This is a genomic window from Mesorhizobium sp. M0751, from assembly GCF_040320265.1.
Classification (GTDB): domain Bacteria; phylum Pseudomonadota; class Alphaproteobacteria; order Rhizobiales; family Rhizobiaceae; genus Mesorhizobium.
The window spans coordinates 207,788-232,037 of record NZ_JAMYPH010000009.1 but is presented as its reverse complement, the minus strand read 5'-3'; the positions used below and the strand labels follow the sequence as shown (position 1 = coordinate 232,037).

Annotated in this window: 26 protein-coding genes; 14 read left to right on the top strand and 12 right to left on the bottom strand. The window is 63.0% G+C overall.

Annotated elements, in window-relative coordinates:
• From NKI19_RS16670 to NKI19_RS16660, 3 genes are all read left to right on the top strand, one after another.
• Positions 1–517: polysaccharide deacetylase family protein (locus NKI19_RS16670; RefSeq protein ID WP_352951176.1), on the top strand; the 517-nt coding region annotated here is incomplete at its 5' end.
• A complete protein-coding gene (locus tag NKI19_RS16665; RefSeq protein WP_352489960.1) occupies positions 514–1,503 on the top strand; it encodes a glycosyltransferase family 2 protein in 990 nt (329 codons plus the stop codon). The genes NKI19_RS16670 and NKI19_RS16665, both read left to right, overlap by 4 nt.
• On the top strand, positions 1,500–3,317 hold the full coding sequence (locus NKI19_RS16660) for an ABC transporter ATP-binding protein (RefSeq protein ID WP_352565365.1): 1,818 nt from the start codon (positions 1,500–1,502) through the stop codon (positions 3,315–3,317). The genes NKI19_RS16665 and NKI19_RS16660 overlap by 4 nt, the downstream gene beginning before the upstream one ends.
• 62 nt (positions 3,318–3,379) lie before the next feature.
• Here the strand turns inward: NKI19_RS16660 and galE are convergent, their stop codons facing one another.
• From galE to NKI19_RS16645, 3 genes are all read right to left on the bottom strand, one after another.
• Positions 3,380–4,354 (bottom strand): UDP-glucose 4-epimerase GalE, encoded by a 975-nt coding sequence (galE, locus tag NKI19_RS16655; RefSeq protein ID WP_352489957.1) that lies wholly within the window; start codon positions 4,352–4,354, stop codon positions 3,380–3,382.
• Positions 4,351–5,325, bottom strand: a complete 975-nt coding sequence (locus NKI19_RS16650; RefSeq protein ID WP_352489956.1) for a UDP-glucuronic acid decarboxylase family protein — start codon at positions 5,323–5,325, stop codon at positions 4,351–4,353. The genes galE and NKI19_RS16650 overlap by 4 nt, the downstream gene beginning before the upstream one ends.
• A 365-nt stretch (positions 5,326–5,690) precedes the next feature.
• The gene (locus NKI19_RS16645; RefSeq protein WP_352489955.1) at positions 5,691–7,097 is read right to left on the bottom strand and encodes a DHA2 family efflux MFS transporter permease subunit; all 1,407 of its coding nucleotides are present in this window, start codon (positions 7,095–7,097) and stop codon (positions 5,691–5,693) included.
• A gap of 204 nt (positions 7,098–7,301) precedes the next feature.
• On the opposite strand from NKI19_RS16645, the gene NKI19_RS16640 reads away from it, so the two are divergent.
• Entirely contained in the window at positions 7,302–8,204 is a 903-nt protein-coding gene (locus NKI19_RS16640) for a sigma-70 family RNA polymerase sigma factor (protein ID WP_352489954.1), read from the top strand.
• A gap of 121 nt (positions 8,205–8,325) precedes the next feature.
• On the opposite strand, the gene NKI19_RS16635 is transcribed toward NKI19_RS16640, so the two are convergent.
• A complete protein-coding gene (locus NKI19_RS16635; protein WP_352451471.1) occupies positions 8,326–9,528 on the bottom strand; it encodes an MFS transporter in 1,203 nt (400 codons plus the stop codon).
• Positions 9,525–9,692, bottom strand: a complete 168-nt coding sequence (locus NKI19_RS16630; protein ID WP_352565367.1) for a hypothetical protein — start codon at positions 9,690–9,692, stop codon at positions 9,525–9,527. The genes NKI19_RS16635 and NKI19_RS16630 overlap by 4 nt, the downstream gene beginning before the upstream one ends.
• A 72-nt stretch (positions 9,693–9,764) precedes the next feature.
• Here NKI19_RS16630 and NKI19_RS16625 point away from each other — a divergent pair, with 72 nt between their 5' ends.
• A complete protein-coding gene (locus NKI19_RS16625; protein WP_352489951.1) occupies positions 9,765–10,196 on the top strand; it encodes a VOC family protein in 432 nt (143 codons plus the stop codon).
• A 79-nt stretch (positions 10,197–10,275) separates the two neighbouring features.
• Here the strand turns inward: NKI19_RS16625 and NKI19_RS16620 are convergent, their stop codons facing one another.
• Positions 10,276–11,169: a LysR family transcriptional regulator gene (locus NKI19_RS16620; protein ID WP_352489950.1), complete on the bottom strand. Its 894-nt coding sequence runs from the start codon at positions 11,167–11,169 to the stop codon at positions 10,276–10,278.
• Between the two features lie 96 nt (positions 11,170–11,265).
• Here NKI19_RS16620 and NKI19_RS16615 point away from each other — a divergent pair, with 96 nt between their 5' ends.
• Positions 11,266–12,015: an SDR family NAD(P)-dependent oxidoreductase gene (locus NKI19_RS16615; RefSeq protein ID WP_352489949.1), complete on the top strand. Its 750-nt coding sequence runs from the start codon at positions 11,266–11,268 to the stop codon at positions 12,013–12,015.
• Between the two features lie 149 nt (positions 12,016–12,164).
• Positions 12,165–12,548 (top strand): YybH family protein, encoded by a 384-nt coding sequence (locus tag NKI19_RS16610; protein ID WP_352489948.1) that lies wholly within the window; start codon positions 12,165–12,167, stop codon positions 12,546–12,548.
• A 106-nt stretch (positions 12,549–12,654) separates the two neighbouring features.
• Here the strand turns inward: NKI19_RS16610 and NKI19_RS16605 are convergent, their stop codons facing one another.
• A complete protein-coding gene (locus tag NKI19_RS16605; RefSeq protein WP_352489947.1) occupies positions 12,655–13,116 on the bottom strand; it encodes an Lrp/AsnC family transcriptional regulator in 462 nt (153 codons plus the stop codon).
• A gap of 158 nt (positions 13,117–13,274) precedes the next feature.
• Between NKI19_RS16605 and NKI19_RS16600 the strand changes: the two genes are divergently transcribed.
• Positions 13,275–14,282 carry an ornithine cyclodeaminase family protein gene (locus NKI19_RS16600; protein ID WP_352489946.1) on the top strand — a complete coding sequence of 336 codons (1,008 nt, stop codon included), beginning with the start codon at positions 13,275–13,277 and terminating at the stop codon, positions 14,280–14,282.
• A gap of 79 nt (positions 14,283–14,361) precedes the next feature.
• Here the strand turns inward: NKI19_RS16600 and NKI19_RS16595 are convergent, their stop codons facing one another.
• Positions 14,362–15,294, bottom strand: coding sequence for a dimethylarginine dimethylaminohydrolase family protein (locus tag NKI19_RS16595; protein WP_352489945.1), 933 nt, complete (start codon positions 15,292–15,294; stop codon positions 14,362–14,364).
• Between the two features lie 34 nt (positions 15,295–15,328).
• Positions 15,329–16,918 carry a zinc-binding metallopeptidase family protein gene (locus NKI19_RS16590; protein WP_352489943.1) on the bottom strand — a complete coding sequence of 530 codons (1,590 nt, stop codon included), beginning with the start codon at positions 16,916–16,918 and terminating at the stop codon, positions 15,329–15,331.
• A gap of 75 nt (positions 16,919–16,993) precedes the next feature.
• Here NKI19_RS16590 and NKI19_RS16585 point away from each other — a divergent pair, with 75 nt between their 5' ends.
• The 6 genes from NKI19_RS16585 to NKI19_RS16560 all read left to right on the top strand — a co-directional run bounded on the left by NKI19_RS16585 (position 16,994) and on the right by NKI19_RS16560 (position 22,323).
• Positions 16,994–17,881: a LysR substrate-binding domain-containing protein gene (locus NKI19_RS16585; RefSeq protein ID WP_352489942.1), complete on the top strand. Its 888-nt coding sequence runs from the start codon at positions 16,994–16,996 to the stop codon at positions 17,879–17,881.
• A 125-nt stretch (positions 17,882–18,006) separates the two neighbouring features.
• Positions 18,007–19,101, top strand: a complete 1,095-nt coding sequence (locus tag NKI19_RS16580) for an ABC transporter ATP-binding protein (RefSeq protein ID WP_352489941.1) — start codon at positions 18,007–18,009, stop codon at positions 19,099–19,101.
• Between the two features lie 67 nt (positions 19,102–19,168).
• Entirely contained in the window at positions 19,169–20,284 is a 1,116-nt protein-coding gene (locus NKI19_RS16575; protein WP_352489940.1) for an ABC transporter substrate-binding protein, read from the top strand.
• Positions 20,285–20,301: 17 nt separating this feature from the next.
• Entirely contained in the window at positions 20,302–21,135 is an 834-nt protein-coding gene (locus NKI19_RS16570; RefSeq protein ID WP_352489939.1) for an ABC transporter permease, read from the top strand.
• 4 nt (positions 21,136–21,139) lie between these two features.
• The gene (locus NKI19_RS16565; protein ID WP_352489938.1) at positions 21,140–21,946 is read left to right on the top strand and encodes an ABC transporter permease; all 807 of its coding nucleotides are present in this window, start codon (positions 21,140–21,142) and stop codon (positions 21,944–21,946) included.
• An 89-nt stretch (positions 21,947–22,035) separates the two neighbouring features.
• Positions 22,036–22,323 carry a DUF982 domain-containing protein gene (locus NKI19_RS16560; RefSeq protein WP_352489937.1) on the top strand — a complete coding sequence of 96 codons (288 nt, stop codon included), beginning with the start codon at positions 22,036–22,038 and terminating at the stop codon, positions 22,321–22,323.
• Positions 22,324–22,366: 43 nt separating this feature from the next.
• Here the strand turns inward: NKI19_RS16560 and NKI19_RS16555 are convergent, their stop codons facing one another.
• The 3 genes from NKI19_RS16555 to NKI19_RS16545 all read right to left on the bottom strand — a co-directional run bounded on the left by NKI19_RS16555 (position 22,367) and on the right by NKI19_RS16545 (position 24,201).
• Positions 22,367–22,675, bottom strand: a complete 309-nt coding sequence (locus tag NKI19_RS16555; protein WP_352455430.1) for a HigA family addiction module antitoxin — start codon at positions 22,673–22,675, stop codon at positions 22,367–22,369.
• Between the two features lie 26 nt (positions 22,676–22,701).
• Positions 22,702–22,980 carry a type II toxin-antitoxin system RelE/ParE family toxin gene (locus tag NKI19_RS16550; RefSeq protein WP_352489936.1) on the bottom strand — a complete coding sequence of 93 codons (279 nt, stop codon included), beginning with the start codon at positions 22,978–22,980 and terminating at the stop codon, positions 22,702–22,704.
• Between the two features lie 153 nt (positions 22,981–23,133).
• Positions 23,134–24,201, bottom strand: coding sequence for a glycosyltransferase family 2 protein (locus tag NKI19_RS16545; RefSeq protein WP_352489935.1), 1,068 nt, complete (start codon positions 24,199–24,201; stop codon positions 23,134–23,136).
• Between the last annotated feature and the right edge of the window lie 49 nt (positions 24,202–24,250).

Sequence of the window (24,250 nt, the reverse complement as noted above, 5' to 3'; positions counted from 1 at the left end):
AGTGCTCATCACGTTCGATGACGGCTTCCAGAACTTTGCCGACCATGCCTGGCCGATCTTGCGCGCGAACGACCTGACCGCGGAAGTGTTCCTGGTGACGGACCTGGTGGGTGGAAGCGCAACATGGGATACCGACGCCGGCCCGCCGACGCAGCTTATGGACGCCGGGACGGTGCGACGCCTCGCCGGCGAAGGTGCGTTCTTCGGAAGCCATCTGGCGACGCATCGCGCGATCGATGGTCTGTCGAGCTCTGACTTGGCCGCCGAGCTCCTGCGTTCTCGTATGTTCATCGAACGATGGACCGGTCGGCCAACCACGGCGTTCGCAGCGCCCTTCTCCGTCACCGACCGACGGCTTGGCCGGCTGGCGAAGGAGTGCGGCTATCGGATCGGCTTCGGCGGCAGACACGGGCCGGCGGACCTCGATTGCGATCCCATCGACCTTCCGCGCATCGAGATCCGCGGGGATCGCTTGCTCGATAACTTTGTTGCAATTCTAGAGGCCGTACTCGAATGAGCCGCGAACTTGTCAGTGTCGTTATCCCCGCTCACAATGCGCAAGATACAATCGACGAGACGCTCCGCAGCGTTCGCTCGCAGTCGCACGGCGAGCTCGAGATTATTGTCGTCGATGACGGCTCGCGCGACCAGACGGTCGCCATCGCCCGGCGTCACATGAAGATCGACCCGCGCGTACGCCTTATCGAGCAGGCAAACGCCGGCGTGGCCGCCGCCCGAAATACGGGGTGGCGAGCGGCGCGATCCGACTTGATCGCATTCGTCGATGCCGACGACCTCTGGGCGCCGACCAAGATCGAGCGGCAGCTGGCTGTGTTTGATCGAACGGACGAGAAAGTGGGGCTCGTCTACTGCTGGTACCTGGTGATCGATGCCGAGGGTTCGGTAACCGATGACCGGCACCGGCCAAACTGGCGGGGCGATGTGCTTGAGCGCCTCTTCCACGGTAATTTCGTCGGCAACGGCAGCGCCGCCCTGGTACGCCGGCAGGCATTGATCGACGCCGATGGGTTCGAGAGTCGGTTGCGCGAGGCGGGCGCGCAGGGTTGCGAAGATATCCTCTTTTATTGTCGCGTCGCCGAAAGGTACCACTTCGAAGTCGTCGAGGAGCCGCTGATCGGGTATCGCTCTTTGCCGGGAAATATGTCGAGCGATATGACTCGCATGCTGCGATCCTGGATGCTTGTGGTGGACGAGATGCTCGGCCGCCACCCCGGTGCGGCACCGACGCTGCGCGAGGGCCTGCATTTCTATTCGGCGTGGCTCCTAGAGCGGACGTTGCACCAGAGGCAACCACGCCATGTCCTTCCGATCATGTCGCTGCTGCTTCGCCATCATCCCGCGATTGCCATGCGGATAATCGCCGTCGATTTGCCGCGGGTCGGCGCGCAGTGGGCCAAGCGCGTCGTGACTAGGCTGGTGCGTGGTCGCCGGCCGATCCCCTCTCGGGCGACGGCGCGCTTTCCAGCGGGGGAGCTGAAATGAGCGAAGCCGACCTCATACGGCGCGGTGCAGTCCGTGCTTCGCTACGCGATCTGTCGCACCTGCTGCGCATCGTTGGCAAGCCGCGCTGGGCGACGCCGGCATTGCTCGCGCTCGGTTTTCTGTCGTCCGTGGCCGAAACCTTGGGCATCACGCTGATCCTGCTGTTTCTTTATCTCGTGTCCAACCGGATCACCGACACAGGAGATGGTTTTCAGGGTCGAGCGCTGGGCGTGGCAGTTGCCTGGTTGGGTAGCCCTACCCGGCTCGCGGTGGCGATCCTCCTGCTCATTCTCGCCCGTGGAGCACTGGCGCTGGTATACTCCTTAATAAGTTCCAGCATCGGCGAGCGGATCAGTGAGCGCACGCGCAACCTCGTCCACGAGCAATATCTCAGAGTCGCCTTCGGATTCATCCAACGGCACGAGCAATCGCAGCTCATGGAAGTGCTCGGGACCGAATCGTGGTTGGTTGCGCAAGCCTATGGAGCGGTCACGCGACTTATTATAAATAGCTGCTCGATCTTCGTGTTTGCCGTCTTCCTGCTCACGATCTCGTGGAAGATCTTGCTGATCGCGGCTGTCGGCTCAATCGCAATTTCGGCAATCTTGCGCATCTTTTCGCGGCCGGCTCGTGACCTCGGCCATCAGGTGAAGAAGGTCCATCAATCGCTAGGCGAGCACATGCTCATGACGCTCCAGGCATTGCGCACTATCCGCGCCTATGGACAGGAGACGCTTCATCAGCGCCGTTTCATGCAATCGTCGGCGGCCGCACGCAACGCCTCGTTGTCCCTCATCCGCCTTTCGTCATGGATCGGTCCGACCACCGAGATCGGCTATCTGGGAATGTTGGGCTCTATCGTCCTGGTTTCCGGGTGGTGGCACATCAGCTTCGAGGTTACGCTGGCTGCAGTCGCACTGCTGTATCGGTTACAGCCGCATACCCAGGAGTTCGAAAGCAACCTGCTTTTTCTGGCGCAGATGCAGCCGCAGCTGCGCTCAGTCTTGGAGATGATCCAGTCCGACGACAAGGAATATCCGTCGCAGGGTATTGTCCCGCTCAGGAATCTGAACGCGAGCATCGTCTTTGAGCACGTAAGCTTTGGATATGATCCAGACACGCTGGTGCTCAATGACCTGTCGTTCGAGATTCCAGCCGGAGTAACCACGGCGCTGATCGGTGCAAGTGGCGCAGGCAAGACTACGATCGTGAACCTCCTCCTGCGGCTATACGAGCCGACCTCCGGCGACATCAAGATTGACGGTACCCGGCTGGAAGACGTCAAGCGGGACGATTGGCTGTCCAAGATCGCCGTGACGGGTCAGGACGTCGACCTCGTCGAGGGCACGGTGACAAACAACATTCGAATGGCCAAAGCCGATGCGACCGAAGACGAGATCATTGCCGCTGCCAGTAGTGCCGGCGTCGCTGCATTCGTCGAGGGCCTCCCTGACCGCTATGACACCTGGATCGGGCAGGAGGGGCTGCGATTTTCGGGCGGCCAGCGGCAGCGCATCGGCCTGGCACGAGCTGTTTTGCGCGATCCGGACTTCCTGATCCTGGATGAGGCGATGAACGCACTCGATACCGCGCTTGAGGACCAGGTGCGGCGTGCGATTGATCGGCAGCTTGGCAACCGGACAATTTTGCTGATCACGCACCGCATCGAAACGGCGCGTGTTGCCGCAAATGTCATTTGGATCGAGAATGGCAGAGTGAGGAGCCAGGGGGCCGCCTCCCTCGTTGTTCCCCAATATCAACAGCACCAACAAGAAATTGTATCCGCCACCGACGTTCAGAATAAGGGGCGGTAATCTCCTGTGGTTTCTTCAGTACTTGGCCGGGGCGGTAGGCTGACCGGCAGAATGGTATGCTGTCACAACCGGCGGCGATACCAGGCCAGCGCCGTTTCGACGATCCGGTCGATTCCGGATTGCTCAGGCATCCAGCCGAGTTCCCGGCTCGCCTTGCCGGCCGCGGCTACAAGCGCAGGCGGGTCACCTGCCCTGCGCGGCCCATAGGCCACAGGAAGGCGTGTTCCCGAAGCCCGGTCCACCGCATCGACCAACTCGTTCACCGTCGTTCCGGTTCCGGTGCCGAGATTGTAGACGTGGACTCCCGGATCGCGGAGTAGCTTCTCCCCTGCCAGAACGTGTGCACGGGCGAGATCGGTGACGTGGACATAGTCTCGCACCGCGGTCCCGTCCCGGGTGTCGAAGTCGGTGCCATTAATGGTGAAAATTCGACCCGACCTGACCGCCGCCTCGATAGCGAGCGGAATGACATGCGTTTCCGGTTCATGCCACTCACCGACTTCGCCGTCGGGATCACACCCGGCAGCGTTGAAATACCGGAGCACAACCGCGTTGAGGCCATGGGCATCCGAAAGGTTGTCTATCATTCGCTCTACGAAGAACTTCGACCATCCATAGGGGTTGATGGGCGACTGCGGATGCGTTTCATCAATCGGAGAACGAATCGGAACGCCGTAAGACGCGCAGGTGCTCGAGAAGATCAGCTTGTCGACGCCGATCTTCAGCATTTCCTCGAGTAAGACCAGCGTCCCAAAACTGTTGTTTCGGTAATAGAGTGCCGGGCGTTCGACGGACTCGCCGACATAGGCGTAAGCGGCGAAATGCGCCACCACATCTGGCCGATGCTGGTGGAGCGCTGCTGCCACCGCCGCAGCGTCGCAAATATCGCCCTCGACAAGCGGTCCCCATTTGACCGCGTCGCGCCAGCCGCGCGACAGGTTGTCATACGCAATGACCAACCAACCGGATTCGGCGAATGCCTTGCAACAGTGTGACCCGATATAGCCGGCCCCGCCAGTGACCAAGACTGTTTTCATTCGGCAGCAGCGGACCGAGCATATCCCGACGAGACCAAGTCATCGAAGTAAGCAACGGTCTTGGCAAGACCGTCGCGCAATGCGATTCTTGGTTCCCAATTGAGTTCGCGCAGGGCACGCCCAATATCAGGCTGTCGCTGTCTTGGGTCATCGACGGGCAAAGGTAAAAACCTGATCTTGGATCGGCTTCCGGTAAGTTCGATCACCAGATTAGCGAGTTCTAGCATCGTGAATTCGACCGGGTTGCCGAGATTGATTGGACCGGTAACATCGTCGGCCGTGTGCATCAGGCGAACCAGACCGTCGATGAGATCGTTGACGTAGCAAAATGAGCGTGTCTGCTGGCCCGTGCCGTACATAGTTATCGGCTTGTTTTGCAGTGCTTGCACGATGAAGTTGGAAATGACGCGGCCGTCGTCCGGACGCATCCTTGGACCGTAAGTGTTGAAGATGCGCGCTACCTTGATCCGCAGCCTGTGCTGTCGCCAATAGTCGAAAAACAGGGTTTCGGCACACCGCTTGCCTTCGTCGTAACAGGAACGGGGCCCTATCGGGTTCACCCGGCCCCAATAGTCCTCGGTCTGCGGGTGAATCTCGGGGTCGCCGTACACTTCAGACGTGGAAGCCTGAAGGATCTTTGCGCGAACACGCTTGGCGAGCCCCAGCATGTTGATCGCCCCATGGACGTTGGTCTTTGTCGTCTGGACCGGATCGAACTGGTAGTGAACGGGGCTTGCCGGGCAAGCAAGGTTATATATTTCATCAACTTCTATGTAGAGCGGAAATGTGACGTCGTGGCGAATGACCTCAAAGTATGTGTTGTCAAGCAAATGCGAGATGTTTCCCCGACTTCCTGTGAAGAAATTATCGACGCATACAACCTCGTGGCCTTCAGCAAGCAATCGCTCGCATAAGAACGACCCTAGAAAACCTGCGCCCCCGGTGACCAAGACTCGCTTTGCCCGCTGCATTTTTTGGGATCCTCACGCCAGTTCGTCACGAAACCGAATGCCCAATCCCCAAGGCGAGAATAGGAAAAAAATGCTGCGCTGCAACACAAAATCTTAACGTACTTGAAATAGTCGCGTGAGGCGTGGCGCAAAAGTAGGCGAAAACTGCCCTGAATTGCGGGTTTTCGGCAATTTGCGTCCGAACCTCGACGTACCGGCAATCGGCATTTGGACGCGAATGCGCTGCGGTGCAGCAGGTTCTAGGCACCTGAGCGCCGACCAGCTGTGGGGCCTCATGGCGAGCGGCACCCTCGCATCCGCCGGGCAGTAGCGGGCGTGGACCCGCTTCGCGGCACCCACTCACGCGCGAGCGTCCCGCTTCCGGGTTACGCCTCCTTGCTCGCATTCGCGAGCGCCACTGTGCGACGCTCCGGGAGCCCCATTCCGACGAGCGCGCCGGCGAGCGAGAGCAGCGCGGAGACGTCGATTGCCGAGGTGAAGCCATCACTGAAGGCGTCGGTAGACGCGAAGCTTCCGGTCCCGGCGAACACCGCACCGGCGATCGCGATCCCGGACACGCCGCCCAGAAAGCGGAATGTGTTGAATGTGCCGGCAGCCTTGCCGACCTCCGGCCGCGCGACCGCATTGAGAACCGCATTCTGCGCGGCAGGCATGGCCATCGATACGCCGGCGCCGGTAATGATCAGCGGGGCGACTAGCTGGATATAGGGCAGATCAGGTGCTGCGATCTGCGCCAGCCATGCCATTCCGGCTGCTTGCAGGATCAATCCGACCACGACAAGCCAGCGCTCGCCGACGCGATTGATCAGGCTGCCGGCGATCGGTGCGACCACGAAAAGCGTGGCGGTCCAGGGCAGCAATCCCATGCCCGCGCCGAGCGGCCCACGGCTCTGGGCAAACTGCAAAAACTGCGGCAACAGGAATACGAGCCCGTACATGGCGGCGCAGAGCAGGAAGTTCGCTCCTACGCCCGAGGAGAATGCGCGCGCCCGAAAAAACCGCAAAGGCAGCATGGGCTCACGGGTACGCAACTGCCAAAGGACGAATGCGATGGCGAGAAGCAGTCCGGCCGTCAGCGCCGACAGCACTTCAGAACTGCTCCAGCCCACGATGTTGCCGCGCATCAGACCCCAGACCACTCCAAATGCCGCCGCAGTTACCAGCACGACGCCGAGGACATCGATAGCCGTGCCCGGCCCGTGACTCTCCGGAATCCGACGCAGCACCAGCGGCATGAGAACGATGCCGACCGGGACATTGAGCCAGAAGATCCAGTGCCAGGAGAGGCCTTCGGAGATCGCACCACCCGCCATCGGGCCGATGATCAGGGCCAGGCCGGTGATGCTGCTGAAGATACCCAGCGCCTTGCCTCGTTCCTCCGGGGGGAAAGCGACGCTCAGCAGCGCCATGGCCAGCGGCATGACCATTGCAGCACCCGCGCCCTGAACCGCACGGGCCGCAATCAGCAATCCGGCATTTCCGGCGAGCGCGCAGGCAACCGACGCTGCGACGAACAGCGCCAATCCGGCGATGAAGATGCGGCGTCGGCCGAACCTGTCACCGAGCGCCGCCCCGGTCATAAGCAGGACGGCAAAGCTCAAATTATAGGCGTTCATCGTCCATTGCAGCGTCTCCAGCGAGGCATCGAGCTCGACCCGCATCGTGCTCAATGCCGTTGCCACGACCATCGCATCGAGAACGACCATCAAGGAGCCTATCGACGTGAGGGCGAGAACCCAGACCTTCGTTGATGCCGCACTTTGCTTGCTCATGATGATGACGCCTCCGGCTTGAACAGATGGCCCGCCAGTCTCGCGGGCCCGTGATCCAGTGACGCGGAGGCACCACCAAAGGATTCCAGCCAAAGAAAGTTTTTTCGACCGAATCCTTTTGCCATCGTCGAGCGTCTATAGGACGCTGCCCCCGATGGCGGGCGCCTCTGCCTGGGAGACACGCATGAAATCAACCCTTGTGCGATGACCGGATCCGCAATCGGCACGCCAGAAGGACGGGAGCCATTTGACCGGCTGCTCGGCGAATTGCGGCCGAAACTGCACCGTTATTGCGCCCGCATGACCGGTTCGGTGATCGATGCCGAGGATGTCGTCCAGGAAGCTACGGTGAAGGCGCTCGAGGCGTTCCCCGGGACCGGGCCGATAGCCAATGTCGAGGGCTGGCTGTTCCGCATCGCGCACAACGCAGCGCTCGACCACCTGCGCCGTCGCGCCAGGGTGGATGCCGCGCATGCCCTCGAGGATATCGACACGATACCTGACCCCGGCATGTCGGCCGAGGGCCGGCACACTGCAGCCGCAAGCCTGCGGACCTTCATGCGCCTGCCGGCAGCGCAGCGTAGCAGCGTCATCCTCATGGATGTGCTCGGCTATACGCTCGAAGAAATCGGCAACATAATCGACAGCAGCGTTCCGGCGGTGAAGGCCGCGCTTCATCGCGGCCGTCTGCGCCTGCGCGAAGTCGCCCGCGAGCCTGACGATCGGCCCGTGCCGTTGTTGGCCGAGCCCGAGCGGGCGCGTCTGGCAGCCTATGTAGAGCGGTTCAACGCCCGCGACTTCGATGCGATCCGCGACATGCTGGCCGAAGACGTGCGGCTTGATCTCGTCAACCGGCTGCGGGCGAGTGGTCGCACGAAAGTGGGCCGGTACTTCCACAATTACGCGAGTATCCACGACTGGCGGCTGCTTCCAGGCCTGGTGGATCGGCGACCAGCCATTCTGGTGATCGATCCGGATGACTCAGCCGGAGGGCTAAGATACTTTATCCTGCTGGAATGGGCGGACGACAGATTGGCGAGAATTCGCGATTTCCGCTATGCGCGCTACACGCTTGACGGCGCCGAGGTGGTGGCCCTGCAAGCATAGCAATTCTTCTTTCAGAATATCGAACCGAGCACTGGCCAGACCGCTCCCGCGAAACGCGCCAGCTATTTTGGATCGCGGCCGCTTGCCATCCAAGCGGCCGCCCTTTTCCGTCGATCCTGCTTTAAGCCGGTTGCAACTCCCGGCGCGGCAGCGGCGGGAAGGCGATCGCAATCGCCATCGCGCCAAGCCCGACAAGGGCCGAGCCGATGAACAACCAGGAATAGCTGGCATAGGCATCGAACACCATGCCGCCGGCGAGCGGGCCGAAAGCCATGCCGAGGCTGGACAGCATGGTTACGGCACCGAACACCGTGCCGAGGATGCGCTGGCCAAAATATTCGCGCGCCAGCACCGCATAGAGCGGCATGACGCCGCCATAGGTGGCGCCGAAGATGACAGCGAGCGTGTAGAATTGACCAAGCTCGCTGACCGCCAGATAGGCTGCGATGACCACGGCCTGTATGGCCAGCCCGGTGATCAGCACCGGTTTGACGCCCAGCCGATCGGCAAGCACGCCGTAAAGCAGCCGGCCACCCAGCCCTGCCAGGCCCTCGATGCTGTAGATGCTGACCGCCGCCATCGGCGCTATGCCGCACAGCATGGCATAGCTCACCATATGGAAGATCGGCCCCGAATGCGCTGCGCAGCAGGCAAAGAAGGTCAGTCCCAACACGATGAATTGAGGCGAGCGCAGCGCCTGCGGAACCGTCATGCCGGCGCCCTCGGCGGCAACGCTTGGGGCAGCGCCGTCGGCAGCGGGCTTGGGCGGTTGGCGCACAAGAAGCGCGGCCGGCAGTAGCAGCACCCACGCCGTTATGCCGATGTCGAACATTGCGGTACGCCAGTCGTAGGCCGAAATCAGCCAGCGGGCGAAGGGCGAGATGGTCATTGGCGCCACGCCCATGCCGGCCGAGACCAGCGAGACGGCGAGGCTGCGGTTCGTGTCGAACCAGGCGGATGTGAGCGCGATCATCGGCGCGAAGAAGGCGCTTGCCGCGAGGCCGACGAGCACGCCGTAGGCCAACTGGAAAACGAGCAGCGAGCCGGTGCGGCTGGCCAGGACCAGCGCCAGGCCGAGCAGCACGGCGCCGGTCATGACGACGATGCGGGCGCCGAAGCGGTCGTAAATGGCGCCCCAGGCGAAGCCGCCGAGGCCCATTACCAGGAAGTTCAGCGTCATCGCGCTCGATATGCCGGCACGCGACCATTGTGTGTCGAGTGCCATCGGTTCGAGGAAGATCGCCAGCGAGAACATCGCCCCGAGGGCGACACAGGTCATCAGCGCGCCAGCCGCGACGATGACCCAACGATAGGGAAGGCTCATTTCAATTTTCTCCCATGCCGGAAGGGTTGATACGGCACGACCTTTTCGAGCTTCGCCGAGCCGCTTGCGTCCGAAGGACGTTGGACAACTTTTGAATCCGACAATCCGGTTGCATTTTTTATCCAGTCGGTGCGATGGCGCCATTCCACGGCTTTGCTGGCCATTCCACGGCTTTCTGGATTGACCGCGCACCGTTCGAAGCTAGATTTCCAAGCGGCGATCAGGAGCTGTCAAGCATGGCAAATCAGGAACTTCATCGCGGCCGTCTCATCGACCACGTCCAGCTGGTGGTCAGGGATCTCAAGGCCAGCCGGCGTTTCTACGAGGCAGTTCTCAATGTGCTCGGCATACCGATCGGTGGCGCCGGCGATGATTATTTCTGGGCCGATGAGCTGTTCATTTCCAGCCCCGACAGCCCGGCGGCCCTGGGAAAGCTGACCGGGCGCCATCACCTAGCCTTCCAGGCAAAGGACCGTGCGATGGTCGATGCCTTCTACAAGGCCGGGCTTGAGGCGGGCGGCACCGACAATGGCGCGCCGGGCGAGCGGCAGCACTACCATCCCGGTTACTATGCCGCCTTCCTGCTCGACCCCGACGGCAACAACATCGAGGCCGTCCACCACGGCCCGGCCAGCCGCAGCGCCGATTCAGTGAAGATCACCTTCTAGCTTCCGGTAAGGTGGTTCGCACCGGCCGGCACGGTTGGTCTCTGCCAAAACCTGGGTGCTTGCCCAGACCGCGTCTGCCCTATCGCATCAGCGCCACCATCTGGCCCGCCAGGAAGTCGACGAACAGCCGTGCCCGGACCGGCAGCTGCCGCCCGTAGGCATGGACGATGTGCACCGGCATGGTTGGCATCGCCACTTCGGGCAGGATGCGGACCAGGCGGCCCGTGTCGAGATCGTCCTGCACGGCAAACCGCATCAGATGCGCGATGCCGGCGCCGGCAAGTGCTGCGTTGCGAATGGCGCCGCCGTCGTCGGTGTCTAACCGGCCATCCGGCACGATCATCGTATCGTCGGCAAACGTGACCGGATAAGGCCGGCCCGCCATCTGGTAACGGATGAAGTCATGGTTCGCCAGATCCTCGATCGAAGCCGGACAGCCGCGCCGTGCGACATAGGCCGACGAGGCCACCAGCACGATCGGCAGATTGGCAATCTTGCGCGCGACGAGCCCGGTGTCTGCGAGCGGCCCCATGCGCACCGCAACGTCATAGCCTTCGCGGATCAGGTCGGCGTGACGATCGGTGACACTGAGCTCCAGTTTGACTGCGTCGTGCTGCGCAAGGAACGCCTGCGCCCATGCCGCGATCAGGCCGCGCCCGAGTTCGACCGGCGCTGTGACGCGCAACAGGCCGCGCGCCGTATCGGCCATCTGGACGATGTCCTCGGCATCGTCCAGCGCCCGGAGCAGCGGCGCCACCCGCTCGTAATAGGCGAGGCCTTCGCTGGTCAGCCCGACCCGGCGCGTCGAGCGCTGGATCAGCCTGACGCCTAGTCGGCGCTCGAGCCGCGCCACGCTTTTCGACACCGCCGAGGGGCTGGAGCCGACCAGCCGGCTGGCGGCATGGAACGAGCCGGCTTCGACGGTGCGGACGAAGGCGACGAGGCCGGCGGTCTTTTCGAGAATGGTGGTCATTCCCGAATTCCAGGCACGAAAGAATGGATCATGATGATCCTAATACGCCTTTTAATCATCATTAAATACCGATCATCGTCGACAAAGGAGAGATTGATGAGCAAGCTGAACGGCAAGGTCGCCATCGTCACCGGCGCGTCAAAGGGTATCGGCGCCGCCATTGCCAAGGGTCTTGCCACGGCCGGTGCCGCGGTGGTGGTCAACTACGCCTCGTCACGGGAAGGCGCCGACCGCCTCGTCGCCGAGATCGAGAACCGTGGCGGCCGCGCCGTCGCCGTCCAGGGCGACGTATCGCAATCGGCCGACGTGCGCCGCCTGTTCGAGGCGGCAAAATCGGCGTTTGGCGGGCTCGACATACTGGTCAACAATGCCGGCGTCTTCGCATTCGAGCGCCTGGAAGCGGTGACCGAGGCCGAGTTCCACCGTGAGTTCGACACCAATGTGTTGGGCATCATTCTGACCACGCAAGAAGCAGTGAGCCATTTTGGCCCGGGCGGCGGCAGCATCATCAACATAAGCTCGGTTGCCAGCCGCAATCCGCAGCCGAACTCGCTCGTCTATGCCGCCACCAAGGGTGCCGTGGACACGATCACGCTGTCGATGTCGCGGGAGCTCGGCGCCCGCAACATCCGCGTCAACGCCATCGCGCCCGGCGGCGTCGACACCGAAGGCCTCGCGCGCATTGGCATCGTCGGCAGCGAATTCGAGAAGCAGATTATCGCCATGACCCCGCTCGGCCGCTTCGGCCTGCCCGAAGACGTCGCCCGCGTCGCGGTGTTCCTCGCCTCCGACGAAGCGTCATGGCTGACCGGCGAGCGCATCACCGCCTCGGGCGGCTGGCGGTAGCATGGACGCGCGAACCTACCGTTTCGCGGACCATGCCCACGCCGCGCGACTCACCGCAATCGATGACGAGAGCGATCCAAGCCCTATGTTTCGGCGAGGGAGGAGCGCCGTGCGCTATCGATGACGACGCAATGCCAGGGAGGTAACGGATGACGGGCGACGAAAAAGCAATCCGAAAGCTGGTCGAGACGTGGATGGATGCGAGTAGGCGTGGAGACATCGCGACCGTCCTCAGTTTGATGACGGACGACGCGATCTTCATGGTTCCCGGCCGGGAACCCTTCGACAAGGAGATCTTCGCGGCAGCCGCGCGGGAGACGGCCGGCGTTCATATCGACGGCACGAGCGATATCGTGGAACTACAGCTTCTCGGCAATTGGGCCTTCATCCGCAGCCACATCGACATGACCGCGACCCCGCCGAATGGCGAGCCGCTCCATAGATCGGGATATGCACTGACGCTCCTGCGCAAGGAGGCGGATGGTGAGTGGCGGCTCGCGCGCGACGCGAACCTGCTGACCCTGCAAGGCTAGAGCCGGTCTCCGGCATCTCTGCACCGGAAGGCGCGCCAGGGGGAGCAATAAGGTGGCGAAGATGCGTTCAAGGTCGCCCTGAACAGCATTCCCCTCCTCCATCTGATCACACCGGTAAGAGGGCATTCGGCTTGACATCGGCGATGGAGGCGAAAGTGTGTGTTTCGCGCACGCCGGGCAGAGGCAGAATAATCCGCTGCAGGAAATCCTGGAACACCGCCATTTCAGCGATCCGCGCCTTGACCAGATAATCGAAACCGCCAACCACCATATGGCACTCCAGAACCTCCGGAGCTTTCGCCACGGCTTCGGCAAAGCGGTCAAAGACATGCGGCGCCGTGTGGTCAAGCCGGACCTCGATGAACACCAGCGTTCCCCTGCCGACCTTGCGCGGATCGAGCATAGCCCTGACCGCGGTGATGAACCCGTCGCGGAACAGGCGCTTCACCCGCTGGCTGGTTCCGGTCGGCGACAGCCCGATACGCCCGGCCAGATCAAGCGTCGTCCGGCGCCCGTCCTCCTGCAGCAGCCTGAGCAGGCTGCGGTCTATCTGGTCGAGATCGCCCATTTCACAATCCACGCTATCTCAGGGGTTTGTGTGTTGATTTCACGCAGAGATGCCAAAATCAACGTATTTCATCACATTATGCCTCGCAATAGCCTGCGTTTACCTCACCCACAAAGCAAACGTGGTGAGCCGATTTCGACGAACAAAAGGAGTGCAGGATGACCAAGGAAGCGTTCAGCCCAGCTGGCAAGAGTGCGGCGGAAATCAGCAAGGGAGCGACCGAGATCCTGGTACTGAGCGAAGCCGACGTGATGGCGTGCATCGACCTCAGCCAGCTTCTCGATGTTCTGGAAGACGGCTTCAAGGCGCTGTCACAAGGTAAGGTCGTCAATCCACCCCGGCCACAGCTCGACATCCCCGGAGCCGGCTACAGCCTCGCCATGCCGGCCTGGATGGAGGGCATGAACCTGACCGTCAAGATCGTCAATGTCTTCGAAGGCAATCTAGCCAAGAACCTGCCCAGCCACCTTGCCACCATCAGCCTGTTCGATCCGCTGTACGGCCTGCCGGTCTGCATCATGGACGGCACCTTCATAACCGCGGCGCGAACCTCCGGGTCCGCCGTGCTGTCGGTGCGCGCGCTTGCCCGCCGGGATGCCAGGATAGCGACAGTGGTCGGCGCCGGCGTGCAGGCCAACCAGCACCTGCATCTGTTGCCGCTGGTGCGCGACTTTGCCGAAATCCGGGTCGCTTCGAAGAGCTTCGACGATGCGGCAGCGCTTGCCCGGCTGCATCCGTCGGTGGTGGCGGTCGCCGATCTCGAGGCGGCGGTGCGCAGTTCCGACGTGGTGTGCCTGGCGACCCACTCCTACCAGCCGGTGATCGACCCAGGCTGGGTCCAGCCGGGCACGCATGTCTCGTCGGTCGGGGTGGCGCCGCCCGGCGGTGAAATGCCGATCGAGCTCATCGCCAAATCCAGTCTTTTTGTCGAAACCAAGGATGCGTTCAAACCGACCCCGGTCGGTTCTTGCGAGCTTGCCGGCTTCGACCCGGATTTCGGCACCGAGCTTGGCGCCATGCTGCTCGACCGCGCGCCGGGTCGTGTTTCCAATCAACAAATCACCACCTACAAGGCGATGGGCATTGCGATGGAAGACATGGTCGCCGCCGATCTCGCCTATCGTTGCGCCAAGCGTCTGCGCAAGGGAAAGCCCATCGTGCTGTAGGCGCGTTCCGCGAGCCAGGCGGGATCGACCTTCCTGACAATGGCCCCCTCGCGGAAGCGGCCGGGCTAAAGGCGGCCTCTCAGGCCGGCTCGCGCTTCAGCGCCTGCGCCATGCAGTGGATGCCGCCCCCGGTCTTCGAGATTTCGCTCATATCGATGGCCGCCACCTCGAAGCCGCGCGCCTTGAGCTGGCCGATCAGCGTCTGGCTGGACGTCGGCGCGATCACCCGATCCTTGCCCAGCGACATGAAGTTGCAGCCGAGCGCCATCGTGTCCTGGAACGGCACGTCGATGATCTCGTGGCCCTTGCCTTTGAGCCAGTCGACGATGCCCGGCTCCGTACAGTCAACGCAGACGGCGGTCAGTTTTTCGGCGATCGGCACCACCATCAGGTCGATATGGACGTAATATTCGTCGATGAAGGCGATGCGGGTCTCCCAGCCCTCCTTGTCGAACCAGGCCTGCACCTGGCGGGCGCCCTCCTCCTGCGTGCGGGCGCCGCCGCAGCCGATCAGCACCACGCCATCCTCGATGACATTGAAGTCGCCGCCTTCGAAGGTGCCGGCGGTGACCATGTCGTAGATCGGGATGCCGAGCTTTTCATAAGTGCGGATCGCGGCGTAGTTCTCGCCGCGCCGCCACCACTGGGCCATGGCGGTGATGATGGCGCCGTAGGGCGTCATGACGCTGGAATCGCGCGAATAGACCTGCATCGGCAGCTCCGGCGTCGGCTCGTGCCAGTGGATGTTGACGCCGAAATGCTCGTAGGCGGCGGCGAGGTCCTTGTGCTGTGCCTGCGCGATCTGGACGTTGCAAGGCGCCTCGCGCAGATGTTTTCGCGACAGCGAGCTGGTCGAGAGATGGCGCAGGAAATTCGGCGAGCCGAGCAGCACGTCGGTCAGCACGTCGGTCTCGTTGGCAAAGCCCCAGGCGGTCAGCGGCTTGGTGCCACCGGCCGGGTTGCGGCGCTGCAGCGAAAACGGCTCGGCGACGATGCGGTCATGGACGGTCATAGGGTTCTCCTCGTGAAGGGGGCGGCTTGGTAGATCATGCGGCTTGGTTGCCTGGTATCCACCAGTCCCGTCCGCGCGGGGTGGTGACATATTCCGGCCAGCGAAATCCAATCGGCGGCTCGTAGTCGCAGAGCGGCGCAATCCAGCTCGTGCCGCCGATCCCGCCGCCGGTGCGGGCGACGAATTCGTCCATCGCCGCCTTGCGCGCGGCCTCGTCTTCCAACAGGCGAAGTGCGGCGAGCGCGATGGTCTTTGCTGCGCAGGTGACCATCGGGTCGATCGTGGCAGAAATGCCGCCCAGCGCATTCATCGCCCAGGACGGAAAAGCGTGGCCGTTCTCGGACCGCAGCGCCGGCCGGGCGACGTAGAACCGCGCCGTCGGCGCGTGCCACGACATGTCGGTGTAATCGTCGGAGGTCGAATTGAGCTGCGATGGCGGCAGGTCGCGGCGCAGCAGCGCCTCGGCCGCCTGCGGCGCAATCAGCCGCTCCAGTTCGTCGATGAATGGTTCTTCGGTCGCCTCGCCGCCGGCATTGACCTGGATTTCGCGGGCGATCGCCTTGGCCGTCTCGTCCCAATGCGGCGGCCCGACCGCCGCCAGCGCGTCGAAGGCAATGCCGGCCATGACGTGATTGGCCAGCCCCGGCCGCGACTTCGACACCCAGTGCCGCTCGTGGCGGCAGCCGCTCATCCTGGCTGCGGCTTCCGCATTGCGGTCGAGCACGGCGGTGACCTGTTCGGCCATCGCCAGCGTCGGCGCGCGGATCATGTACTGGATCTCGGCCAGCCCGGCCGGCAGATTGTCGGCGGTCGCCTGGCCCGCCGTCAGGATCGCCTCGCTGATCGACCAGCCGCCCTGATGCGGCAGCATGGAATCGCGCAGCGCCTTGGAGGCCATATACATCATCATGAGCGCGTCGTTGGCGCCGGGCGCACGCACCGCCGAATGCGCCTGCGGAATGGGCGCTGCATCGCTTGCGCGAACCCAATTTTCGGGTTCGTCGCACACAAAGCGGTAGATCATCGCATAGGCGGCCCCGCAATGCGTGTCCCAGCGCGCCGTGTTGCAGAGCGGCAGCATGTAGAAGGGATGGAAGGAGATCATGCCTGCCAGCCCATCGTAATAGCCCTTCGCGGCATGGATCGGCTTCGATCCCCGCACCTTCTCCGCCGGCTCGCCGGTGAAGCGCAGCGTGCCTGATATGCCGTGGCGCTGCATCGCCGCCTTGGTCGCCAGCAGCCCGCCGAGGCTGGCAATGCCGAGGCCGGAATGCGGATCGGTGTGGCCGCCGGCCTGTTCGCCAAGGCCCGGACGCGGTCGCTTCACCGTCGCCGCATCCTGGCAATTGCCCGGCACCGCATCGTATTCAGCATACAAGCCGATCGTCGGGCCGGTCCCGTTGGTCCAGTGGGCGCAGAAGGCGGTCGGCATGCCGCCCGAGCCTTCCTCGACCGAAAAGCCTTCGTGTTTCAGATGCTCCACATACCAGGCCGCCGACTGGTATTCGCGCCAGGCGGTCTCGCCGAAGTCGAAGATGGTCCGCGTCCACGCCGATAGCGACGGCTGGATGTCGTCCAGACAGGCAAGCGCGGTCGCTTGCGCCGAGGTCACCGGTATCTCCATCCGTCAAAGAAAGCAGTGAAGCGTCTCGCCAAAAAGTGATATGTTTTTCCGGCTCATGCAAATTCGGTTCACCTCTTGCGAATTCCCTCCACTCAAGCGCTGCGCGCCCTCGACAGTTTTGCCCGCCACGGCAGCGTCTGGCGCGCCGCCGACGAACTGCATTTGACCCGCAGCGCCGTCAGCCATCAGCTTCGCCTGCTCGAACGCGATCTCGGCTTCGACCTGCTCGAGCGCATCGGCAAGGGCGTGGCACTGACGCCGCGCGGCCAGCGCTATGCCAGCGATGTGCGCAAGGCGCTGACGGTGCTGGGCGACGCGGTGACGCGCCATGCCGGCAGCGGCGTCGGCGGCTCGTTTAGTGTCAGTTGCACTCCTGGCTTCGCCTCGCTTTTCCTGTGCACGCACATTGGCGAATTCCGGCAGATGTATCCCGATGTCGCGCTCCGCATCCTGACGCCGCGCCGCCTCGATGACGTCAGCAATGCCGAGGCCGACGCCTTTATCGCCTTTGGCGTCGGCAACTGGCCCAACCGCGCGGTCGAGCTGTTGTGCGAAATCTCCTTCACGCCGCTGTGCAGCCCGACGCTGCTCAACAAGATCGGCGGCTTCTCCAAGCCCGCAGACGTGCTACGCGCCAATCTCCTGCATCTCGGTGACACCGAGGACTGGGCGCGCTGGCTGGCGCTGTCCAAGGTCGAGAACCCCGACCCGGAAGGCGGCATCTTCTTTTCCGACATGAACCTGGTCTTTTCGGCGGCGATCGCCGGCCAGGGCATCGCCATGGGCGACGAGCTGACCAGCGGCCGGGCACTGAGCGAAGGCCGGCTGGTGCGCCCCTTCGACATCGCGATCAATTCACCGCGCTCCTATTTTCTGGTTTCCGAGCACGCCAAGGCGACGCATCCGGTGCTGGAGGCGTTTGGGCGGTGGCTGAGGTCGAAGCTGTCGGAGAACCAGCGTTAATCTCCCCCCCGGAGGGGGAAGATTGGGGCATAGATGAATCAAATTTGCCGATCAGGCGAAAACTATTCGGTTGCGGTGAGCCGCCGCCCTGCCTACGATTTCGCCTACGCTAAGGAAAGGGCAGGATGCAGCAACCCGGCCGGGCCGCAGAGATCAAGGCAATCGGGATCGGCAAGAGCTTCGGCTCGTTCCGTGCGCTGGACGATCTGACGCTCGATATCGGCCGTGGCGAGTTCCTCACCCTGCTCGGCCCCTCCGGTTCCGGCAAGACCACCTTCCTGATGATCCTTGCCGGCTTCATTCAGCCGACCGACGGTCGCCTTTACAGCGACGGCGTCGACATCACCGAGCGGCCGGCCGAGCAGCGCGCCGCCGGCATGGTGTTCCAGGGCTACGCGCTGTTCCCGCATATGAGCGTCGAGGCCAACATCGCCTTCCCACTCAAGGTGCGCAAGAAATCGGCGGCTGAGATCAAGCGCCGCGTCGGCGAAATGATCGAGCGCGTCGGGCTCAAGGGCCACGAGAAGAAACTGCCGTCGCAATTGTCCGGCGGCCAGCAGCAGCGCGTGGCCCTGGCGCGGGCACTGGTCTTCGAGCCTGGTGTGCTTTTGCTCGACGAGCCGTTTTCGGCGCTCGACAAGGGCCTGCGCGGCCAGATGCAGGCCGAGATGAAGCGGCTGCACCAGGAGACCGGCACCACCTTCGTCTTTGTCACCCATGACCAGAGCGAGGCGCTGGCATTGTCGTCGCGCGTCGCCATCTTCAACCATGGAAAATTGCTGCAGGTCGGCGCGCCGGACGAGGTCTACGACCGGCCGGACAACCGCTTCGTCGCTGAGTTCCTGGGCGAGATCAACATGCTGCCGCTGAAGGGCGTGCGCCCGGCCGACAATGGCTCGACGGGCGTCTGCGAAGACCGCGCGATCAGCATGCGCTGCAAGGCCGAGAAGGTCCGTGGCGACGCCATCCTGGCGATCCGGCCCGAATACATGTCGATCGCGCCGGAAGCGGCCGCGGGCGAGAACGGCATTGCCGCCACTGCCGTTGCCTCGACCTATCTTGGCGCTGCGACGCGGCTCGATCTCACCACGCGTCAAGGCGCCAAGGTGACGGTTTCGGTGCCGAACGAGGTCGCCGCCTCTGCGCTCAGCAAGGGCAATTCCGTCTGGCTGACCTGGCCGGCGGAAAAGGGTTTCCTCCTTCCGGACGGAGGACAATGACGATCGGCGTGGCGAATTCGCCAAGCTGACTTTCAGGAAATATCAACGACAAAAAAGGGGAACTAACATGACAAACGACACCAAGAAAAATTCCATCGAGGCGCTGTCCGCCAGGGCAGTGCGCGGCGAGATCTCGCGCCGGCAGTTCACGCAGCTGGCCGCAATGGTGCTGGCCGGCACGCCGATGCTGCTGCGCTCGACCGGCGCCTTTGCCGCGGCAAAGGAACTGGTGCTGGTCAACTGGGGCGGCGACGCCATTACCGCCTATGACGCGGCTTACGGCCAGGCCTTCACCAAGGAGACCGGCATCACCGTCAAGATGGACGGCTCTGGCCCGACCGAAGGCGCAATCGCGGCGCAGTTCAAGAGCGGCGCGCCGACCTGGGACCTGGTCGACGTCGATCCGTTCTCGGCCATCACGCTCGGTGCGCAAGGCATGCTCGAACCGATCGATTATTCGATCGTCGACAAGAAGAAGATGCGGCCGGGATTTGGCTGGGAATACGCCGCCTCGACCTATTTCTTCTCCTACGTCATCGCCTACGATGCCGAGAAATACGGCAGCCAGGCGCCGACCGGCATGGCCGACTTCTTCGACGTGGCAAAATTCCCCGGCAAGCGCTCGCTCTACAAATGGGGCGTGTCGAGCTGGGAAGCGGCACTGCTTGCCGATGGCGTCGCGCCGGCCTCGCTCTACCCGCTCGACCTCAAGCGCGCGCATGACAAGATCGCCGCCTTCAAGGAGAACGTCGTCGCCTATTGGGGTGGCGGCGCCGAAAGCCAGAGCGTGCTGCTCAATGGCGAGGCGTCGATGGCGATCGTCTGGTCGACCCGGGCTTCGCTTATCGAGCAGGATTCCGGCGGCAAGATCAAGTTCATCTGGGACCAGGGCCTGATCTCGCCCGGCGCGCTCGCCGTGCTCAAGGGCAATCCCGGCGGCAAGGATGCGGCGATGAAGTTCATCGCCAGCACGCAGGACCCGGAGAAGGAACTCATCATGTTCGAGAAGCTCGGCCAGGGTCCGGCCAATCCGGCCGCCGACGCGCTGATCCCTGCCGACAAGAAGCGCATCAACCCCGTCGATCCCGAGAACATGAAGAAGCAGATCCCGCTCGACATGGATTGGTACGCCAAGAACTACGGGGCGGCACTCGACGAATACACGAAGATCATCTCCGCCTGACAAGCCGGGATAACCGGATGAGAGCATACCTCTCCGACAGGATGGGCGCGGCGCTGTTGATGGCGCCGCTGCTCCTCTTTCTTGCGCTAGCCTACGCCTGGCCATTCCTTGGCGTGGTCAAATGGAGTTTTACGCTGCCCACGACGGGGCTGGGGCAGTACAATGCGCTGCTCACGGATCAGTTGGTGCAGTCGGTCTTCATCCGCACGCTGCGCATCGCGGCGATCGTGACGATCGTTTCAGTTGCCGCCGCCTACGCCATCACCGTTGTCTGGGTGCGCGGCACGCCCGTGCAGCGTGTCGTGGCCGAGTTCTGCATCCTGGTGCCGTTCTGGATCTCTGTGCTGACGCGCGCCTTCGGCTGGGTGGCGCTTTTGTCCAATCGCGGCCTGATCAACACCTGGCTGCAGGCGGTCGGCTTCATCTCGGAGCCGCTGGCGCTGGTGCGCAACGAGTTTGGCGTCATCGTTGGCATGACGCATTTCCTCATCCCCTTCGCGGTGTTTCCGCTGGCCTCTTCGATGCGCAGCCTCGACGACCGTGTGCTGCTGGCGGCGCGCGGCCTCGGCTCCAGCCGCATGCGCACCTTCTGGTCGGTGTTCGTGCCGATGACCCGCTCCGGCATCATCGGCTCGGCGCTGATCGTTTTCGTCTTTTCGCTGGGCTTCTTCGTCACGCCGGCGATCCTTGGCGGCGGCCGCAGCGTGATGATCGCCGAGCTGATCTATCTCCGCATCTTCCAGAGCCCGGACTGGGGCCTGGGTGCTGCGATCAGCGTGGTGCTGGTGCTGTTCGTCGGCGCGCTGATGGCGCTGCTGTTCCGCTATATCAGACCAAAGCAACTGGTTTAGCGCGATGCCGACCTACCGCCCCGGTCCCATCTCGCTGATCCTCGCCGCCCTGGTCGCGCTGTTCCTGCTGCTGCCGCTGCTCGCCGTCATTCCGGTGTCGCTGACGCCGAGCCGCATGCTGGCGATGCCGTCCGGCGAACTGTCGCTACGCCATTACCGGGCGCTGATCGAGGATCCGCGCTGGATCAATTCGATCCTGCTCTCGATCAGGATCGGCGTCGTCAGCAGCGCCTTTTCCACGGTGCTGGCACTCTGCTTCAGCCTCGGCGTCTGGATGTTCCAGCCGCGCTTCACGGCAGTATTGGTCGGCTTCGTGCTGCTGCCGATGGTGGTGCCGCCGGTGGTATCGGCAATCACGCTCTATTTCCTGCTGACCTCGATCTCGGGGTTCTCGTCGTTCTTCGGCTATGACACCTGGCTGGGTGTCGCCATGGCGCATGCGGTGATGACGGTGCCCTTCGCCACGGTGCTGATCCTGGTGTCGCTCAGCCAGCTCGACCGCCGCATCGACCTCGCCGCCCGCGGCCTCGGCGCCACCGTGTGGGAGCGCGCCACCCGCATCATCATGCCCAACATCAAGTTCGGCATCGTCACCGCGGCACTGCTCTCCTTCGTGCTGTCCTGGGAAGAGATCGGCGTCACCCTGTTCATCACCTCGGTCAACGCCATCACGCTGCCGCGCTTGATGTGGATGGGCCTGCGCGACAACATCGACCCGGCGATCGCCGCACTCTCGGTGATCCTGATCATCATCACCGTGCTGGTGCTTGTGGCGCGCAGCCTCGTGGTCAGGCTGCGCGCGGCACAGTGAGGGCCGCCTCACGCCGTGGTGACTGGCGCGAATGAAACCTTGCGCTACGATTTTCGTTATAGGTAGTTCAACACGTCGAAGGCTTCGCCATGAACCAAGGATGGTTTTCCAAGCCGGTTGCGGTTGCGGTCGGCATCGTGGGAGATATCCGCAACATTTCCAACGCACGGCAGGCTGTCGAATTACTGGAGGCCCACTGGCGTGACGCCGGCAGCGCCAAACACGGCTTGGCACTGCGCACATGCCGCCGCGCCATGAGCGACGACCGCTGGACCGAAGCCGCCAGGGACGCGTTCGTCGAGGCCGCGCAAGAGGCGCACGTCCTGGTCGAGCGAGCCGTCGAACCGGAGGGCCGATCCCGGCAGCGGGGGCCGTGATCGATTTGTGAGAGCCTCGGTGGTTCGGCGGATCTATTGCATCTCAGGCAGCATGGAGCCTTGGAATGGCGCTGACGTCGACCTCGCGCTCAGCGTGCCACGCATCGTAAGCGGCCTGCATCCTGAGCCAGATCGCGGCGCCGTCGCCGAACATCTTTCCAAGGCGCGCCGCGACAGCCGGCGACACCGGCTTCTTTTCGCGGATAATATCGTAAAGCTGCTGGCGCGAGATTCCGAGCAGATTGGCGATTTCCACCTTGGTCTTGCCGGTTGCCGGGATAATGTCGTCGAGCAACGCCCCGGGGTGGGATGGGCAGCGCTCCATCGGACGCATCGGTTCATACACGCTCATAATCGATTTCTCCAATCTAAGCCGTCTCAATGGTACTGTTCGAAATCGACGCGGGCAGCATCATTGGCGTCGAATTCGAATGTGATGCACCACGGCCCGTTGACATGCACCGTGTAGCGGGTCGGGTTGAAGCCCTTCAAAGCGTGGAAGTCGAAGCCGGGCAGGTCCATGTCATCAGGCCTTTCCGAGACTTCCAAGCGGTCAAGCCGGACAAGGATGCGCTTATGCATCTTGGCGTCGATCTTCCCGGTCTTTCCGGTTTGAAAGAGGTCCGCCAGCGCCTTGTGCTTGAACGACTTGATCATACCACATGTAAGCATATTGCTTACGCTGGTCAAGCAGGTGTAAGCAAATAATTTACAGAATGGTCCGGGTCTGTCAGAGGCGATGATCGCGTCCCCTGGAGGCTGGGGAGTATCGGCCCAAAACCAGGCGGAGCTATGTCACAGTGCCGCTCACTATCCCATCGCGTGGCGGATTCTCTTGGACAGGCGACTCAAAAATGCCGGCCTCGACGACGCATCAAGCTTCCACGTCAGCACCGCGGTGGCCATTTTCCGCGGCAACACCCCGACCGACAGGAACCACGCGGCAAGGATTGCGCGCCGCCGCAGGGATGCGGTCATTTCGAGGCTGGCGACCGCGCCGGCCGCCCCGAGCGCCAGCCGGGAATCGTCGGCCACGGGATGTCGGTCTCTGTCCGCGCAAAGCGACGCCAGCCGCTCTTCCAGGTGGACCGGATCGTGGCGCACGGCATCCGACGGCACGATGGTCAGGCCGATCCCGGAGGCCTGGTCCGACAGCGCCTGCATGCGGCGGAAATCGTGAGTTACCCGCCAGCGTGCCCGCTCGGCGAGCTTTTCACCGAAGACTGAATGGTTGGCGCCGTGGATCCGGTAGGCGCCGAGGCATTCGTCGATCGATTGGACATGCCCGTACATCGGCGCCAGCGTTGCCAGATAGCCGTCGGCGCCCTGGCGGAACTCCGGCTCCGGGATCGGCATGATCGATTCCAGCGTTGCGCGGTCGAAGGCGAGCCCGCTGGTCACGGTCGTCTGATAGCGGCCCTTGTGCAGGAGTTTCGGCATGACGTCACCGCTGTCGAAGGGCAGTTCGGGTGGCGGAAAGACATCCTTGATGCGTTGCCTTTCGTCGACGATATGCAGTCTGGACTGCACCTGGGCAGTTGCCTCGTCCCAGGTCTCGACGATGGTGGAGACAGCGGTCGGATAAAGATAATCGTCGGCGTCGAGGAACAGGACGATCTTGCCCGAGCTCGCCGCAAAGCCGGTGTTGAACGCCGCCGCGTGTCCGCCATTTTGCGCTCGCGGGCAGGCGAGGATCTCGTCGCGATAGGATTCCATGATTGTCGTGGAATTGTCCTGCGATGCATCGTCGACCACGATGACTTCAACATCCGCGTAGTCCTGCTCGAGGGCGCTGTCGATGCTGCGTTTGAGGAACCGCGCGTAGTTGTAGTTCGGGATGATGATGGATACCGGAATCCTGTTTTGGACAGACTGCATCGCGTTTGACCTCGCATCTTGCTTTGGTTCGGCAAAGGCCCTCATGGGC